Here is a 17,618-nt window from a genome sequence, read left to right as displayed (position 1 = left end):
CGAACCGGTGCATCCGCTCGCGCTTACGGTTTTGCTGTTAGGCGTGGTTACCTGCCGAAACGACTGGTGTTCAGTCAGTAGTGCTCCGGCGCTTCCGCGTTGCCGGCTGTGGGTGCCGGAGGTGCTGTCGTGACGCCATCACTGTCAGCAGCCGGCTGCGCGCCGGCGCCGCCTGGCTGCCCACGACGCAACAACACACCGCCCAGCACAGCCGCCACCGCTGCGAAGATCGCACCGAACAGAAACGCCACGTGATAACCGCTATTGAGCGCCGCCGTGGCGTCTACGGAAGCCCGCATTGCGTCGCTGCGCGCGGCAGCGAGACTGGCGAGCACCGCGAGGCCGAGTGCGCCGCCCATCATGAACGACGTATTGACGATACCGGAGGCGAGGCCTGCATCGCTCGGATCGACGTCGCTCATGGCAGCCAGCAGCAAGGGATTGAATGCCATGCCCGCGCCGACACCGAACAGGATCATGCCGGGCAGCACGTCGAGCATGAAGTTGCCGTTCACCGGCGCCCGTGAGAACAGCGCGAGACCGCACGCCGCAACGAGAATCCCGACGGCAAGCGGAAGGCGCAGACCGAAGCGCATGACCACGCGCGCCGACAGGCTCAGCGAAAAGAATCCCATGATCAGACTGGCCGGCAAAAACGCGAGGCCGACCTGCAAGGGCCGGTAGCCGAGCACACGCTGCAGATACAACGCGGAGATGAAGAACCACGCGAACATCGCCGCCGCCCAAAGGACGCCGACCCCATTGGCCGTCGCGACATTGCGCAGGCGGAACAGACCGAGCGGCATCAACGGATGCTGCGTGCGCGTTTCGATAACGAGAAACATGGCCAGCAACGCCAGCGCGGCGAACAGCAGGCCAAGCGTCTGCGCCGAGGTCCAGCCCGCTTGATTGCCGTTCACGACTGCGTACACGGCGAGCATCAGCGAAGCCGTCACCGTCACTGCGCCGACCACGTCGAGCCGTTCGCCATGAGCATGGCCGCGCGCCGACGGCAACAGCGCGACGCAAAGCGCATAGACGGCGATGCCAATGGGCAGGTTGACGAGAAAGATCCAGTGCCAGCTCAGCAGGTTCGTCAGCAGACCGCCGAGCAATACGCCGATGCTGCCGCCCGCCGAGCAGACAAAACCGTACACGCCCATCGCCTTGGCCCGTTCGCCGGTCTCGGTGAACAGATTCATGATCAGCGACAGCGAAACAGCGGAGACGACCGCGCCGCCCAACCCCTGCACGGCGCGTGCGCATACCAGCAGGATTTGCGAATTCGCCATGCCGCATGCGAGCGACGCCAGCGTGAACAGCGTGATGCCGCCGAGGAACAGCTTGCGGTGTCCGTAAAGATCGCCCAGCCGCCCGCCAAGCAGCAGGCAGCCGCCGAAGGTGAGCATGTAGGCATTGACCACCCACACCAGCGAGGTTTCGGTAAAGCCGAGGTCCGCGGCGATCGACGGCAATGCAACGTTCACGATCGTCGTGTCGAGCACGATCATGAGCACGCCGAGGCACAGAACGATCAGCGCTAGCCAGCGTTGGTTGCCGTGGATGGAATGAGTCATGCAGAGCGCTCCTTTGTGCGGGTCAAGCGGTTGCAGGCGGATACCGGACGTGCCGCCGCCCGGCACGACGCCGGAATTCCGGTCGGCAACACGTGGATGATAATGCGGACGACAGAGACCGGCTTGCCGCCGTCGAACCTGATCGTGCCCTTGCAGGTCGCTTCCGGGAACTTCGTCGCGTCGAAAAACGGGTCCGGCTGCAGGTTCTGGTCGAGCGTCGTGTTACTCGTGTGGACCGCCGCCCCTGAGCGGCCAGCTCCCTTTTACGTCGTAGCGCGTCTTGCCGAGCCAGCTATGAATCAGGACAAATTCACGTACGGTCCAGGTGATCGGTCCAATCGCGCGCGGATCGAATCTGCCTTCGTCGTACAGCAACGTGAGGTGCGGTGTGAAACGCGCACGCGACACACGCAGACCTGCTCCTCTGAGGACGTCCCCAAGTCCTTGCTGAAAGTCGCTCAATTCGTCCAGCCCGGCGCTCCCCGTCAGCACCAAAGGCCAATGCCCTGGCCGCCCGTTGAAGCTGGAGATCCGATCGAACGTCACGCCGAACGGCAGCACGTCGATGCTTGCCGCCGCGGCGCACGCACGCGCGACGATTACCTCCGGCATATATACGAAGTCGCCCAGGTGGTACAGCGTGATGTGCAGGCGCTCGGTTTGCAGCAGCCGGGCCTTGACATGCATCTCGGAGCGCAAGCATCCGGCCATTTCGGCAATGCGCGCAGCGGTGTCCGGATCGGGCATCGCAGCAAAGAACAGGCGATGCTCCGGAACCAGTTGGGGCGCCTCGAATCCTGGTAGCGTAAGTTGGGTCATGACGGCGTATGCGTTCTTGCGAGCAATCGAACCTGACTTTAGGACGGAGAAGACACCACCCATCTCCCTCAAACGGTTGAAGCGCCACTTGCCCACCTGGCCAAAAACCCCGCGACCTTTTCTTCGATGTGGCTCTCGACGGTTTGCAATCGAAGCAACGGGATGTTGCTTTTCCTCAGGATGCTGTCTTTCAAGGCATCCCGCTCGGCCTGGCGCACTGTGCCATGATACCCACCATCAACCTCGATCACGCCCAGCGGCGTTTTCCCAACCTTGAAATACAGCACGAAGTCGCAGCTGGCACGGTTTCTCATGAAATCCCGCTCCGGCGACGTCAATGCCTCGTTGGCCGATGAGACCAACTGGATCAGGGCAATCTGGGAGTGGAACGTCATCGCCCGACAAGCCTCCTGTGACAATGCATCACGCAGTATCTGCGCCACGATCTGCTCGGACTTGTATCGCGAATCACTTGGCCGCAACCTGGCATTGAGCCTTTCCAGAGATTGATCGTACTCCTTGTAGAGCAGGTCGAAGGCCGACACGACTGGGGCGCGGTGGATCTGCTTTTCATCCGCGTAGTATTCGATGTAACGCACCAGCGCGGCGATATGCCCGTTGTTTGTGGCAAAAACGTCGTCGCCCGTCACCAGGGTGAATTTGTTCCTGGCCCTCGATACCGCCACATTGACCAGGTGTGGATCATCCACAAAGCCGAGGCTTCGCTGGCTACCGTGCTTCTTGTCCAGCACGGTGGAAAAAACAATCTCGTCGCACTCCCGACCTTGGAACTTGTGCACGGTGTCCTTGACGAAATCGGCCGGCAAATGCGCGTGAGAAAGCCTGACCTGCGCGTTGTAAGGGGCGATGAATCCCCTGCCGTTCTCGCTGTCCCAGTCGCTCTTTCCATCCCATTTGAGCGTCTCGATCAGTGAATCCAACTCTCGCAGATTCGAGTTGTTTCGCGTGTGGTTTCCCTTGGCTGTAACGAGCAGCTTCAACGACTTTTCGCCGGCGTCTTGCGTCATCGGAACGAGCTGGTTATCGTAAAACTGCTGGTTGCAGAACTGGATGATTTTAGGGTGGCACCGGTAATGCTCTTTAAGCAGCGTCATTGGGATCGAATCATTGAAAACACCGACGCACGAATCGAGCAGGCTGTATTTGTCGCAATCGTAGAATTCAGCGGGCGGGGTGATGCCCAGATTCGCCGGGATATGCGGAAGCTGCTTCCTGTCGCCGACGATGATCAGGTTTCTGGCGCAGCCCAGCGCCAGTATCCCCGGGACGATGTCCTGCTGCGAGGCCTCGTCGATAATGACATAGTCGAGAATCGCGCCGCCGGCGATCGAGTTGATGATGGAATGCGTGCTGCTGCCGATGATCGGATAGCGCTTCACAAACTCATCGAACTTCTTTCGGTAATTTTCCGAGTCGAATGTTTTCTGATCCGGGACGGGGCGATGGAGAAAGTTTTTCAGATACGCCATCGACCAGGCGGTCAGATCATCCAGCGATGCCTTGAAGTTGCCGTGCTCCAATTCATCCCGATAAGCTGCCAATGCCGCTTCTTTATCCTGTAGTCTTTTCTCATAATAGTGAAGCTGCAAGGCATAGATCACGGACTTGCGCTTTTCCCAATCGCCGAACGGCTTCATGCGCAGGATCCTGAAATTCAGCAGCAGTTCGAGCCTGTCCTTGAGCTTGATGCGACTCTCGGCGAGATAAGCCAAATAGGCCATCAGGTCCGCGGCTTTTCTCGGGGACAGTTTGTACTTCTCCAGAGGAACTGGCGCTTCCGCGATGTTTTCGCGCTGCCATTGCAACAGGTATCGCCGTTCTATGGCTAACTCATCGATTTCGGCCCGTAGCCTCGCCACCGCGTTCTGTGCATGCAGATGCCGCTTCAGCTTCTGCAGGACGTCCTGGATACGCTGCATGTTAGGCGCAGGCGCGGGGGCTTCCGATGGAACGTTGGGTACATCTGCGAAGAAGTCCGTTCGATTCCCCGCACTGCCGAGCTTGGCGACCAGATAATCCAGTCCAGCCTTATCCAATTTTTCATAAACGTTTCCCACCGCAGCGTTGTTATTGGACAGAATAGCGACGGTGTTTCCGCGCAACACGATATTGGCGATGATGTTCAATATAGTTTGCGTTTTCCCTGTGCCGGGAGGCCCTTCGATCACACTGATTTGCGAGGTGAAGGCCCGCTCCACCGCCTTGAGCTGGCTTTCGTTGACGCCGAAAGGGTAGATAAAACTTTCCATCCGCTCTCGCGGTCGGTTGTGTCCCGTGCAGTACGCGTGCAGCGCGGTATCTTCGTGAGGCAGCACCCTTTCCAGTTGACGCACCACGTTGTCGGCAATGGGCTTGTCCTGCTGACTCGCCTGCTCTGCCCGCGCTTTTGCCACGGCAACGAAATAGCGGAATATCGCCTCGTCCTTGATCGTCGTCTCCGGGCTGAACGCAATACCATCTGCGTTCTTTAGGTAAATTTTCTGATTCCCGCGATACTGAATGGCGGCATACTTCCCGCCATAGATCACAGCCCTGTCGACGGCACTGAACACCACGCCCTCTTTTTTTGACAGGAGTTTTCCTTGCACCACCTCGGTGGGTTCAATTTTGCAATTGCTGAGCGGACTGAAATAAGACTTGCCGGAGGGAAAATGGCAAGTCAGCATCAACTCCCCCTGTTTAGAACCCCACCATATCTCCCAGTCGCTGATTTGCCTGGTTTTGTCTTCACCGTTCACCCAGATGGAAACCATATGCCCCTTATGCAAAAGTTGCTCAAAGCATAAAAATATGAAGCGTTTTCTATTCTAAACGCCACCGGTGGTCTCTCGTGGTCATAGCGGCCAATGGTTAGCGTTTCTCGCTGGCTGTTGCTGCGGTAGCCGTATCGAAAGGAAATAGTATTTCTCGGGAATACGTGACATACATACCGTCACAGTCGACGATCTTGTACAAAGTTGTACGAGGCGTGAGGTTGCGAAGCGCGAATTCAGTGAGCAGCGTGTGTCGCTCTCCTGGCCAGCTCCTCCCGTGTCGCGGCCGCTAACGAGTGCGAAGTCAACCGGTCGATGCAACGGATCGATGCAACCGGCGACACGCATCAATCAGCGGACACATTGGCGAACACCGCAAAACGCGAATTAGAAGCCGGTTTCAGGGCCTTATCAAAACAAAGCGCTTTCTTGCATAGAGCATAATGGCGGCTCTCTCAGGTTCTAGCTGGCCCTCGGAAGCGCTAGAATCTTTCAGCCGGCTTGCGCCGGCTTTTTTTATTCTGTTATCCGTGCGTTCAGCCACCAGCGCATACCGGCACCCTGTCTTGCTACCGTGCATCGGCGTCAGTGTTCCGGACTGTGCAGATCAGATCGGCTTCCGCCGCCACCGCACCATCCACCTCGGCGCGCGCCTTGAACTTCCAGATGCCGCGCATATGCCGTTCGAACGCCGCGTTCAGGATGAGTTGGTCGCCCGGCTCCACCACTCGCTTGAAGCGCGCGTTGTCAATGCCGACGAACAGGTACAGTGTATTGGCCGGATCGTGCGGCTCTTCCGAGAACGTCAGAAGCGCCGCCGTCTGCGCCAGCGCTTCGAGAATCAGCACGCCCGGCATCACCGGACGGCTCGGAAAGTGGCCCATGAAGTACGGCTCGTTGATCGACACGTTCTTCAGCGCCTTGATGCTCTTGTGCGGTTCCAGTTCGAGCACCCGATCGACCAGCAGGATCGGATACCGATGCGGCAGCAGCGTGAGAATCTTATGAATGTCGAGATTGATTTTTTCGGTGCTCATGGTGTTTCTACTCACGCATTGATCATGCGGCGATGAGTTTAAGCGCTGCTGCGCGTTCGTCATATTAGCTGTGGCCCCTACTCTTCGCCCATGAACGACTTCAGGCGCCCGGACCGTGCTGGGTGCCGCAGCTTGCGCAGTGCCTTGGCTTCAATCTGGCGGATCCGCTCGCGCGTCAGGTCAAACTGCTCTCCGAGTTCCTCCAGCGTGTGATCCCGTCCGCTCTCGATACCGAACCGCAGGCGCAGAATCTTTGCTTCGCGCGGCGTCAACGTGGTGAGCGCCTCGCTGACGACCTCGCGTATGCTGGTGCGCAGCGCAGCCTCATGAGGCAAAATGGCCGCGCTGTCTTCGATCAGGTCTCCTACCGAGGTGTCATCGTTTTCCCCGACGGGCGCGTCAAGAGAAACCGGCTCCCTGACGATCTTCAGCATGGCCCGAACCTTCTTTTCCGGCATTTCCATCCGTTGTGCCAGCACGGCAACGTCGGGTTCCCGTCCGGTCTCCTGCAGGATCTGATGCGAGACCCGCTTCAGTTTGTTAAGCGACTCGATCATGTGGACAGGGACCCGGATGGTGCGCGCCTGATCCGCAATGGACCGGGTGATGGCCTGCCGGATCCACCAGGTCGCATAGGTGGAGAACTTGTAGCCGCGACGGTATTCAAACTTTTCGACGGCTCGCATCAGGCCAATATTGCCTTCCTGTATCAAATCGAGAAACAGCAGACCGCGGTTCGTGTAGCGCTTGGCTAGCGAGATCACCAGCCGCAGATTCGCTTCGATCATTTCTCCTTTCGCGCGCAGCATTTTTGCTTCGCTCACGGTCATCGCGCGACAGGCATCCCTGAAGTCGTCAAGCGGCAGCACGACCCGCTGTTGCAGGGCAAGCAGTTTTTCCTGCTCCAGGCGGATCGCGGGCAGGTTTCGCTCCAGCATGTGACTGAACGGTTGCCCCGCTGCAACAAGTTGCTGCGGCCACGCCGCATTGGTCTCGTTGCCCCGGAAATGCTCGACAAACGTGTCGCGAGGCACGCCACACCGGTCAACCGCGATCCGGGCGATTTCGCTCTCAATCGTTCTGACTTCGTCGGCGGACAACCTCAATGCCCCGCACAAACGTTCGATCGTGGGCGCCGTGAAGCGGATGGTCATCAGTTCGGCCTCGATCGCCGCCTGTGCGGCGCGATAGCGCCCGGAACCATAGCCCTGCGTTTCGTATGCGTCGCGCAATTGCTCGAACCAGTCCGCCACCGCCGCAAACTTCGCAAGCGCGTCCCGCTTCAAGGCTTCATTGCGCAGACTGGAAGACCCGGCTTCGGCGCCTTCGTCATCTTCGTCGTCCAGATCCTCGGGAAAAACCGGCTCACCTTCGATGCTTTCGTCTGCAACCGCGGCGATGTCGTCGATCTCCACCGCAGCCAGGTCTATCACTCCATCGACGAACGCTTCAATGGCCGCTTCACCGCTGGCGACGGCGTCAGCAATTGCCAGTATGTCCGCAATCGTTGTCGGGCACGACAATATGGCGCGGATCATCTCGTTGCGCCCCTCTTCGATGCGTCGCGCCAAAGCAATTTCGCCTTGGCGGGTCAGGAGTTCAGTCGCGCCCATCTCGCGCATGTACATGCGCACGGGATCAGTGGTGCGGCCGAACTCTGCGTCCACGCCCGAGATTGCCGCCGCGGCTTCTTCTTCAGCCTGTTCGTCGGACGAAACCACGACCGCATGATCGTGCATTACCATCGACCCGGTGTCCGGTGCCTGCTCGAACACGGAGATACCCATGTCGCTGAAGGCCCTGATCACGTTCTCGATCGCCTCCGGTTGCGCAAGGCGGTCGGGCAGGCAATCGCTGATCTCGCCACGCGTGACAAACCCTCGGTCGCCACCGAGCTTGATCAGCGCGCGCAGGCCGAAGCGGCCGTCATCAACTTCTCCAGGATACTCGTTGGTTCGCGTGGCGCCGGCGTCGCGGGCACGCGTCTGCGCTTTGGTCCGGTGCGAGCGTGCCCTCGATGGTGCTGCTCCGGCCGCCGCATCGGTGCCGGGCGCGCCATCCGAAGTCGTGGAGCCCGCAGAATGCGTTCTGGGTCTGGTCAAGGCAGCCGTGGGTGAACCGTCCGCGATGTTTGTATTCTCCGGCACTGTGTCCAGTGTCTGCTTCTTCGCAGTCTTGTTCGTCACGCCGTCGCTCCTTTGCATATGACGTCAGGGTTGGGCGTGCTCATCCGGCGCCGCAAACCGTTGGCGTGATAATATCATTATCATTGTGTGCAAATTTTGTTAACGCAGAGACATCATGTCTCCCAGCTCAGGGCAAGCTGCGCGCCCTGCAGATCATCCCGGCAAAAAGCCGGCGCAGCCGATCATCGAGCAGCGTATTAAGTGTTATGGCTTGCGTGTGGTTTTCGGCATGCGGCATCGACCGGGGATGCTGCGCTTTTACGCTGTCGTCTGAAGCGTTCTGCGAAAAAGGGGGGTGCTGCGAACAGGACCTGGAAAGCGTTGCTGCTCGCCTTCGACCCGGCAAGCGCCGGTTGCTGCATGCCGTAAAGCAGAAAGTGCTTCCGCGTAGGCTGCATCAGGGGTGGTGGCTACGACGAGCAGATCAATGGCGTCCGCGCGGCTTCTCGCGGCTGACAGGATGTGGGAAACAGAGCTGTTCCGGTTTCAGCGCCAGCTAGCGCGTTTTACAACACGCGTTGTCGTTGCGCCCTTGGCAACCCTGCGTCGTCGTTAAAACTGCAGATGCCAGCCGCCTCGAGAGGCGGCGCCTAAAAAAACCGGTAAGTCATGGAGTTGCAACCCCGTGCAGGGTTTCCCGCGAGATTGCATCGTTGATGTGGCGCAGGGGTAACTCAGGCAGTGTTTCGACGTGGGCGCGCACCGATGGTGCTCTTTGTCTTGTAGGTGACGCCGTGCTGCTCAAGGTATTCGCGAATCAGTTGCCGCACCACCTGTGAAGGCGTCAGGTCCTGTGCTGCGCACAGTTTTTCGAAGGCTTCCTTTTTCACAGGATCGATTAGAATCGTGAGTCGAGCGCTTTTCGTTTCCATGACGAGGGCGATGTTCAAGTATGTTAATCCAATTATAATACATCATGTGAGCCCAGTCATCTGTGCGCTCGCTCAGATAGCCTGCGCAGGTGCAAGGGGTCCGCCCCGTGCCCGGGACAGACGGCTTCGCCAGTCAAATCTGGCCATATCGGTTCCAGTTAAATTTCTTGCCGTACTCAATGCGCGTAGCCGTGGCATGAAGATTCACCGTGTGTCTGGGGGCCAGCGCGCGTGCCCGGTCAAGCATGGCCGTAAAGGAAGGAAGTCCGTCAGTTCCTTTCCACGCAAAAACGGTGATGTTGTGATCACTCCCTTCGGACGGTGCGAGAGTCACCGCGCCCGCGAAAACCTCCCTGAGCGAGCGCAGGCAGCGATGGAAGTCAGGCTCGTCTGTTACGAGGTTGGCCACCAGCACCCCGTCGTCGCTCAAACGTCGACGGCAGGCTTCGTAGAACGTCTGGCTGCCGAGCTCGGGAGGCAGGCCATCAGCATTGAAGCCGTCGACCAGCAGTACATCGGGTCGGCGGTCCGGAACGGTCACGTACTGCGCGCCATCGGCGCAAACCACCCTGAATCGCTCGTCATCGCGCGGTACGTGAAACTGGTCACGCAGCGCGATCACGTCTGGATTGATTTCGACCGCAATAATGGTGGCGTCGGGCAGATGGCGATAGCAGTATTTCGCCAGCGAGCCGCCACCCAGACCGATCATCGAAATGCGGCGCGGGGATGGCCGGAACAGCAGGAAACCCATCATGGTCCGCGTGTAGCCGAGCGCAAGGAAACAGGGATCGCGCCGCAGCATCGTGCTCTGGACTCCGCGCGCGTCAAAATACAGTGAGACAACCTGCTCGTTCTGGATGAGCAGCGGCCTGTTCAGATTTCTCTTTCTTTTCCTGGACATGATCGAACGTGAGTGTTTACGTGGCCGGTTGCCGGCTGTGTCAGGTCGCCTTGCATGGATCACGCTCAGGAGGTTTCCTGACCACCCTGCTCCCCTTGTACGCAAACGACCCCAGCCATACATCCCCACCCGGTCCCGCTCAATGAATGGAACCGGCGACGACCTCGGCAAAGAAGGCTCGCAGCAGCGGATCCCACGTTTCATCCCGCAACGGAATGTCGACCGTGGCGAGCCGCTTCATCTCCGGATCCAGATACACCACGCGAATTGATTTTGGATGAGGTGGACTACGAAAGAACTGGCCGTCATCGTCCAGAAACAGACAGGGCTTTTGCCTGTACCGGGCTCCGAACAGCGACGTTGCATCCTGAACGTGACGCGCAGCTTCCTTCTGATAGACGAAGATGACATTGACACCGAACTCTTCCAGACGGTCACATATGTCGGAAAAGCGGTACAACATCTGGAATCCGCGTTCGCCCGCCTTGCCGACACCGACCACGATCAATCCGCGAACCCCCAGCACATCCCGCAAAAACCGGTGTGTGTAGTCATGGGACAGCAGGGCGACACTCGCGTCGATCACATCAACCTCCTTGTCAGGCGCCTGTAAGATATCCACGCTGCCTGATCTGATCACCCCTTGCCCATGGACCAGGCTATGGATGAAATTCGATTCAAATTTTAGCGTAAACAAATGATGATTTCATTATCATAATATGTGTGTAATATTTTTGGAATCAGCAGCTATTTTGCGAGCAACCCGCTAGCGGTCAAGCCGGTAGACCTGGCCGCGCAGGTCGTCAATCAGCGGCACGATCGCCAGCACGATCAACAGTCCTGCGAGAGGAATGGTGGCCGCATAGCCGATGTATTTGAATCCCAGCGCCCCGCTGAGGCCGCCGACGAAGAACATGACCAGCATCGTGCCGTGCACTTTCAGCTTGCCCCGGTTGGCCAGCACCACCGGCTCTGCAGGCTCGCCCCTGGAGGAGTTCCAGTAAAAGAGCTTGCCAAGTTCGATGCCGATATCCGTCACGATGCCCGTCATATGGGTCGTACGGATCTCCGCGCCCGAGAGCTTCGTGATCATCGCGTTTTGAAGCCCCATGATGAAGCAGAGGAGCACGACTGTCGCGGGCACGAACAGGGTCTCCCACAACGCCAGATGACTGCCGATCAGCCCGAAGCACAGGAGCAGCCCAGCCTCGATCAGCAGGGGCGAAGCGTACTGACTGTTCAGCCGCCTGCGTCGCCCCCAATTGACAAGCACGGCAGAACAGGCTGCCCCCAGCAGAAACGAGATCAGCGATCCGGCGCCCGCAAGGACGAGCGGGAGATCACCCAGCGCGGCCTGATCTGCGATCGCGGACACTACGCCGCTCATATGGGACGTGTACTGCTTCACCGCGAGAAAACCACCCGCGTTGGTCGCACCTGCCACGAACGCCAGCGAAAAACCAAGCTGCCGGTCGGCCCCGACAGTCCGGTCTTTCCCAGTCAGGTTGCGGAGATAGTGTGCTGGCATCAGGTGTCGACTCGTGTATTCGCGTGTCCGCACCGCGCTTCGGCGCCAGAGCGAACCGATACCTCAAGCGGGTTTCTGAAATTCCACGCGCAAAGTGAAGCCCGCGTCCCCGACGCCCTGAACGAAAGCGACACGTTCTTCGTGCGCCCCGATAGCGCATCACATGTGGAAGCGGGTAAATAAAGCTGCTAGGATGATAACGTAATTACCATAAACTGGTAACCTGATACTCCTGCCGGCAAGCCCTCTGCCGGAAAACGAGGCGTCGGCTGCATCGCGTCACGGACGCAGCGGTAACGATGCAGGACCGGCGCCGTCCGTGGCAGTGAGTCGACAAGGCCCGACAGCCAGCGGGATGGCGAGCGCCATATTGAGGAGAAATGTCATGCCGTATGACGACTCTCTTGAAGAGCACCGGACAGCGGGCATCTCGCTGCGTAACGGCATGCGCGAGCGTGTCAGGCTCGTCACCTCCGCACTCGCCGAACGTTGCTACCCACTCGAACGCTGGACTCATGAAGCGCGCACGCGGTGGGACGACCCTCCAGAACTTCAGCAACTGAGACTGGCGCAGGCGAGCTTCCATGCCGTCGCGCTAGTGGTCACCCTTTCCGTCACGAACGGACGTCTCGCCGACGCGGCCGCCTTGCTCGAACCGGACGCCCTGTTCGAAACCGCGGCACGCAGGCTCGCTCACGCCGTCTCGCGTTTCGAAATTCACCTTGAAGCAGAGGCAGCGCTCGCTCCGAAGTCACCGATACATGAAGGTCGCCGCGACTCATCGGTCGCTGCGTGGCTTGGGCTCACGGAAACTGACTTGCACTAGCAGGAGAGCATTGGATTGCCAGCCGATTACAACAATCAGGTCATCCATTACGTGCTACTGGTGGTCGCGGGCTGGCTCGTCGTCGGAGCTCTGGGACTCGCAAATCTGCGCCGCACACGCGTGGTGGCGCATGGCCTGTTTCCGGTCAGTGCGGTGTTCGGCCTGCTTCTGTGCGGACTGGGTCTGTCCGGCGTGTTCTCGGGTCCCCAGCAAGCCGTCCTGCCTTGCGGGCTGCCGGACCTGCCGTTTCATCTGAGACTCGACAGCCTGTCAGCCTATTTCCTCTCGGTACTCGGCGTCGTGAGCACAGGCGTGAGCGCGTTCTCCGCGGGTTATTTCCGCAAGGGCGAGGGCACACCCCCCGGATTGCTGTGCTTCGAATATCACGTGTGCCTCGCGAGCATGGCGGTACTGCTGCTGGCAGACGACGCGTATTGCTTCATGGTTGCGTGGGAAACGATGACGGTGTCGGCCACCTTCCTCGTGATGACCAATCACCGCATCGCCGAAATCCGCCGGGCCGCCTGGCTCTACTTCCTGATCTCGCACGTCGGCGCGCTGGCGCTCCTGCTGTGTTTTGGCCTGCTACAGGCCAATACCGGCGACTATACGTTCGCCAACATGCGTCAGCAGCATCTGGACGTGTTCTGGGCATCCACCGCGTTTCTGCTGGCGCTGTTCGGTTTCGGCACCAAAGCGGGCATTTTTCCGCTGCATGTCTGGCTACCCGAGGCTCATCCGGCTGCACCTTCGCCCGTCTCGGCCCTGATGAGCGGCTTCGTCCTGAAAGCCGGCCTCTACGGCGTGCTGCGCACGGTGTTCGATCTGCTGCACGTGCAGATTGCGTGGTGGGGCGTGCTCATGCTGATACTCGGACTCTTCACCGCGCTGTTCGGCGTGGTGTTCAGCGCCATCCAGACGGACATGAAGCGGCTGCTTGCGTACTCGTCGATCGACAACATCGGCCTGATGTTCGTCAGCATGGGGCTCGCGATCCTGTTTCGCGCCTACGGTATGACCGCGCTCGCCGCCTTGTCGCTGACGGCCCTGCTCTATCAGATCGCGAGCCACGCCACCTTCAAGAGCCTGCTGTTTCTCGGTACGGGTTCCGTGCTTCATGCCACAGCCGAACGCAATCTCGGACGCCTCGGTGGCCTGATCCGTTTCATGCCATGGACCGCGTGGGCCGCGCTCGTCGGCGCGCTTTCCAGTGCGGGGCTGCCGCCGTTGAGCGGCTTCGTCTCCGAATGGCTGTTGCTGCAAAGCTTCCTGTTCACGCCGGGCTTGCCCGATCCGTTCCTCAACATGGTGGTGCCGCTTGTCGCCGCGCTGATCGCGCTGGTGGCCGCGCTCGCTGGCTACACCATGGTCAAGTTCTTCGGCATCGTCTTTCTCGGCCAGCCGCGCGAGGCGAAGCTCGCCGAAGCACACGACGCCAGTGCGTGGGAGCGGGCCGGTTTCGTCTGGCTGGCTGCGCTGTGCGTGCTGCTCGGACTGTTGCCGGTGCAGCTCGTGGCCGTGCTGGACCGCGTCACAGAGCGGCTGGTGGGCGCCGGCATCGGAGCCGCCGTCGCAAGGAACGGCTGGCTGCTGCTCGCCCCCACGAGCGTAGACCGGGCGAGCTACATGCCCGCGGTGTTCCTGTTGTTCTTCGTTGCCTTTTGCGGGCTCGCATGGGTGCTGGTGCGGCGTCTTTACCATGGACGCCTGCGGCGGGCCGCGCCCTGGGCCTGCGGCTATCCGTTTGTCAACGCACGCATGCAGGACACGGCCGAAGGGTTCGGACAACCGATCCGCGAAATCTTCGCGCCGCTGTTCAGGATCGAACGGCGGTTGCCTTCGCCGTTCGACAGCCAGCCCACGTATCGCGTGAGCGTGACCGATCGCGCGTGGGCGCTGATCTATGAGCCGATCGAGCGGCTGGTCAAGCGCATCGCGGCGCTGGCCGGCTTGCTCCAGACGGGCCGCATCGCGGTCTACCTGATGCACAGCTTCGTCGTGCTGATCGTGCTGCTGATGCTGGTGAGACGATGATCACGTTCTCCGGATTGCTCTCCCAGGGGCTCGAAATCCTGCTCGCGCTCGCAGCGGCGCCCTTGCTAAGCGGTTGGGTCAACATGTGCCGCGCGCGCTTGCAGAACCGCCGTCCGCCAAGTATCTGGCAGCCGTACCGAATGCTGCACAAGCTGTTCAACAAGGAGTCGGTCGTCGCCGCGCAGGCGAGTCCAATTTTCCGCGGCGCGCCGTATGTCGTCTGGGCCTGCATGACGCTCGCTTGCGCGATCGTCCCCACGCTTTCAACCGACCTGCCGCTGTCGCCGGCCGCGGACGCGATCGCCCTCGTGGGCCTGTTCGCACTCGCCCGCGTGATGATCTCGCTGGCCGCGATGGATATCGGCACCGCGTTCGGCACGCTCGGTGCGCGCCGCGAGATGCTGGTCGGCTTCCTCGCGGAGCCGGCCTTGCTGATGGTGCTGTTTTCGGCATCGCTGATTACGCAGTCCACCCTGCTGACCCGCATCGTCGCCACGCTCAGTCATCGCGAGCTGGCGATCTATCCGAGCCTCGCGTTCGCAGGGATCGCGTTCACGATGGTGTCGCTCGCCGAAAACGCGCGCCTGCCGGTCGACAACCCGACCACCCACCTCGAACTCACGATGATCCACGAGGCGCTGATCCTCGAATATTCCGGCCGGCATCTCGCGCTGATGGAATGGGCCGCGAGCCTCAAACTGTTCGCGTACTCGTGCATCGGCCTCGCCTTGTTCATTCCGTGGGGCATCGCCGAGGCCGGCAATCCGACGGCGCTGCTGCTCGCGATACCGGCGCTCTTCGTCAAGCTATTGATCGGTGGCGCGGCGCTCGCGGTCGTCGAAACGAGCAACGCAAAGATGCGCATTTTCCGCGTGCCGGAGTTCCTCGCGACGGCGTTCCTGCTGGCCGTCATCGGCATGCTGGTTCACTTTCTGCTGGGGGCGTGAATGCACGGCTTCGCGACGCAGATCATCAACTTCCTGGCCGCGATCCTGCTGTTGCTGTCGTTTGCAATGCTCAGCCAGCGCCGGATCCTCTCGCTGATCCACCTCTATACGCTGCAGGGCCTGTCACTCGTGTCGGCGAATGTCATCCTCGGATACGTCACCGCCGACGTGCACCTCTATATCTCCGCAGCACTCACGCTGGTGCTCAAGGTCGGCCTGATTCCCTGGATACTTTACAGACTCGTGCAGCGCCTGAACGTCAAGACGGACGTGGAGTCGCTCCTCAACATTCCCGCCACGCTGCTGATCGGCATCGTGCTCGTGATCGTCGCGTTCAATGTCGCGTCGCCGGTCAGCCAGCTCGCCTCATCGGTCGCACGCGGCACGCTCGGCATCGCACTCGCCTGCGTGCTGCTGTCGTTCATGATGATGATCACGCGCGCGAAGGCGATACCGCAGGTGATCGGCTTCCTGTCGATGGAAAACGGCCTGTTTTTTGCCGCTGCCGCGGCAACCAACGGCATGCCGATGATCGTCGAACTCGGCATTGGGCTCGATGTGCTGGTGGGTATTCTGATCCTCGGCGTGTTCATGTTCCAGATTCGCGAGCAGTTCGACAGCCTCGACATTCACCACCTCGAGAAACTCAAAGATGACTGAGGCCTGGGTACTACTGCTGGTTTTCGGGATCCCGCTCTTCGCCGGCATCTGTCTCGCGCTCGTGGGACAGCACCACATCGCGGCGGAACTCAACGTCAGCTTCAGTTTCCTCACCTTCGCGGCCGCCGCGCTGCTCGCCGTGCAAACCGTGGCGCACGGACCCGCGTTCGCGCTGGGCAAGCTGTTCTTCGTCGATCCGCTCAACGTGTTTCTGGTCGCGCTGACGGCCTTCGTCGGCTGGACCACGTCGATCTTTTCGCGGCCGTACATGCGCATCGAGCGCGACCGCGGCAAGATGACCGGCCCGCGCATGCGGCTCTACCACTGCATGTACCAACTGTTCATCTTCGCGATGCTGCTCGCGCTGCTGACCAACAACATGGGCATCCTCTGGGTGGCCATGGAGGCCGCCACGCTCGCCACGGTGCTGCTGGTCAGCGTCTATCGCACCGCGGCCAGTCTCGAGGCCGCATGGAAGTATTTCATTCTGTGCGGCGTCGGTATCGCGCAGGCGCTGTTCGGCACGATCCTGCTTTATCTCGCCGCGAGCCGGCAGCTCGGCGGCGGCGATGCGCTGCTCTGGACCAGTCTGAACGCGGTCAAGGGCAGTCTCGACCCGACCATCATTTCGCTCGCGTTCGTGTTCCTGCTGGTCGGCTATGGCACCAAGATCGGCCTCGTACCCATGCACAACTGGCTGCCCGATGCGCATGCCGAGGGCCCCACGCCGATTTCGGCCGTGCTGTCCGGCCTGCTGCTCAACGTCGCGCTCTACGCCGTGCTGCGCTGCAAGGTCCTGGCCGACGGCGCACTCCAGAACGGCTTGCCGGGACGCCTGCTGGTCGGCTTCGGACTGGTCTCGGTGCTGGTCGCAACCTTTTCGCTGTTCCGGCAAAAAGACGTCAAGCGGCTCTTTTCGTATTCGTCGATCGAACACATGAGCCTGATGACGTTCGCCTTCGGCCTCGGCGGTCCGATCGCGACCTTTGCCGGCCTGCTGCACATGACGGTGCATTCGCTGGTGAAGTCGGCCATCTTCTTCACCGTCGGGCATGCGGCCCAGAAGGCCGGCACCCAGGTGATCGACGACATCCGGGGTTTGTTGCGCGTAAGCCCAACCGTCGGGTGGGGCATGATGCTCGGGACGCTCGCGATCCTGGGCATGCCGCCATTCGGCGTCTTCGCGAGCGAGTTCCTGATCCTGACCACGGCGATGAGCAAACTCCCATGGGCCACGCCGTTTCTGCTGCTCGGGCTGGCCGTGGCGTTCGCGGCCATCTTCGTGCGCGTGCAAGGCATGGTGTTCGGCGACACCACGGCCAAGGTGCTCGAGCATCCGCCGGCGCTGCTACCGGTGTTCGTCCATCTCGGCGTCAGCTTGATGCTGGGACTCTACATTCCGCCTTATCTTGCGACGTGGTATCGGCAGGCGGCGGCCATGATCGCGGGGTGAC

General features: G+C 60.5%; 14 protein-coding genes and 1 pseudogene. 5 read left to right on the top strand and 10 right to left on the bottom strand.

Annotated elements, in window-relative coordinates:
* Positions 1-74: 74 nt before the first annotated feature.
* The 10 genes and pseudogenes from AC1ECK_RS11780 to AC1ECK_RS11735 form a co-directional block, all read right to left on the bottom strand.
* Entirely contained in the window at positions 75-1,577 is a 1,503-nt protein-coding gene (locus tag AC1ECK_RS11780; protein WP_480319124.1) for a DHA2 family efflux MFS transporter permease subunit, read from the bottom strand.
* Between the two features lie 222 nt (positions 1,578-1,799).
* Positions 1,800-2,396 carry a 2'-5' RNA ligase family protein gene (locus AC1ECK_RS11775; protein WP_480319122.1) on the bottom strand — a complete coding sequence of 199 codons (597 nt, stop codon included), beginning with the start codon at positions 2,394-2,396 and terminating at the stop codon, positions 1,800-1,802.
* A 68-nt stretch (positions 2,397-2,464) separates the two neighbouring features.
* On the bottom strand, positions 2,465-5,170 hold the full coding sequence (locus AC1ECK_RS11770) for an AAA domain-containing protein (RefSeq protein ID WP_480319120.1): 2,706 nt from the start codon (positions 5,168-5,170) through the stop codon (positions 2,465-2,467).
* 83 nt (positions 5,171-5,253) lie between these two features.
* Positions 5,254-5,417, bottom strand: a pseudogene (locus AC1ECK_RS11765) (Arm DNA-binding domain-containing protein); the annotation flags it as partial.
* 322 nt (positions 5,418-5,739) lie between these two features.
* The gene (gene fabZ, locus AC1ECK_RS11760; RefSeq protein WP_480319118.1) at positions 5,740-6,207 is read right to left on the bottom strand and encodes a 3-hydroxyacyl-ACP dehydratase FabZ; all 468 of its coding nucleotides are present in this window, start codon (positions 6,205-6,207) and stop codon (positions 5,740-5,742) included.
* A gap of 77 nt (positions 6,208-6,284) precedes the next feature.
* A complete protein-coding gene (gene rpoD / locus AC1ECK_RS11755) occupies positions 6,285-8,393 on the bottom strand; it encodes an RNA polymerase sigma factor RpoD (protein ID WP_480319116.1) in 2,109 nt (702 codons plus the stop codon).
* A gap of 674 nt (positions 8,394-9,067) precedes the next feature.
* The gene (locus AC1ECK_RS11750; RefSeq protein WP_480319458.1) at positions 9,068-9,265 is read right to left on the bottom strand and encodes a ribbon-helix-helix protein, CopG family; all 198 of its coding nucleotides are present in this window, start codon (positions 9,263-9,265) and stop codon (positions 9,068-9,070) included.
* A 133-nt stretch (positions 9,266-9,398) separates the two neighbouring features.
* A complete protein-coding gene (locus AC1ECK_RS11745) occupies positions 9,399-10,169 on the bottom strand; it encodes a fused MFS/spermidine synthase (protein ID WP_480319114.1) in 771 nt (256 codons plus the stop codon).
* 139 nt (positions 10,170-10,308) lie between these two features.
* The gene (locus tag AC1ECK_RS11740) at positions 10,309-10,755 is read right to left on the bottom strand and encodes a hypothetical protein (protein ID WP_480319457.1); all 447 of its coding nucleotides are present in this window, start codon (positions 10,753-10,755) and stop codon (positions 10,309-10,311) included.
* A gap of 180 nt (positions 10,756-10,935) precedes the next feature.
* A complete protein-coding gene (locus AC1ECK_RS11735) occupies positions 10,936-11,697 on the bottom strand; it encodes a YoaK family protein (RefSeq protein WP_480319112.1) in 762 nt (253 codons plus the stop codon).
* Between the two features lie 385 nt (positions 11,698-12,082).
* On the opposite strand from AC1ECK_RS11735, the gene AC1ECK_RS11730 reads away from it, so the two are divergent.
* The 5 genes from AC1ECK_RS11730 to AC1ECK_RS11710 are packed head-to-tail and all read left to right on the top strand — an operon-like array spanning position 12,083 to position 17,617.
* A complete protein-coding gene (locus tag AC1ECK_RS11730; RefSeq protein ID WP_480319110.1) occupies positions 12,083-12,523 on the top strand; it encodes a hypothetical protein in 441 nt (146 codons plus the stop codon).
* A 15-nt stretch (positions 12,524-12,538) separates the two neighbouring features.
* Positions 12,539-14,557, top strand: coding sequence for a hydrogenase 4 subunit B (hyfB, locus tag AC1ECK_RS11725; protein ID WP_480319108.1), 2,019 nt, complete (start codon positions 12,539-12,541; stop codon positions 14,555-14,557).
* Positions 14,554-15,504, top strand: coding sequence for a respiratory chain complex I subunit 1 family protein (locus AC1ECK_RS11720; RefSeq protein ID WP_480319106.1), 951 nt, complete (start codon positions 14,554-14,556; stop codon positions 15,502-15,504). Before hyfB ends, AC1ECK_RS11720 begins: the two co-directional genes overlap by 4 nt.
* Complete coding sequence (locus AC1ECK_RS11715) at positions 15,505-16,164, top strand: formate hydrogenlyase (protein WP_480319103.1); 660 nt, start codon at positions 15,505-15,507, stop codon at positions 16,162-16,164. It begins immediately after the preceding gene.
* Positions 16,157-17,617 carry a hydrogenase 4 subunit F gene (locus AC1ECK_RS11710; RefSeq protein ID WP_480319101.1) on the top strand — a complete coding sequence of 487 codons (1,461 nt, stop codon included), beginning with the start codon at positions 16,157-16,159 and terminating at the stop codon, positions 17,615-17,617. Before AC1ECK_RS11715 ends, AC1ECK_RS11710 begins: the two co-directional genes overlap by 8 nt.
* Position 17,618: the final 1 nt, after the last annotated feature.

Source organism: Paraburkholderia sp. SSBN10T, from assembly GCF_056619545.1.
The sequence above is the reverse complement of the archived record's forward strand: the minus strand, read 5'-3'. Positions and strand labels throughout refer to the sequence as shown.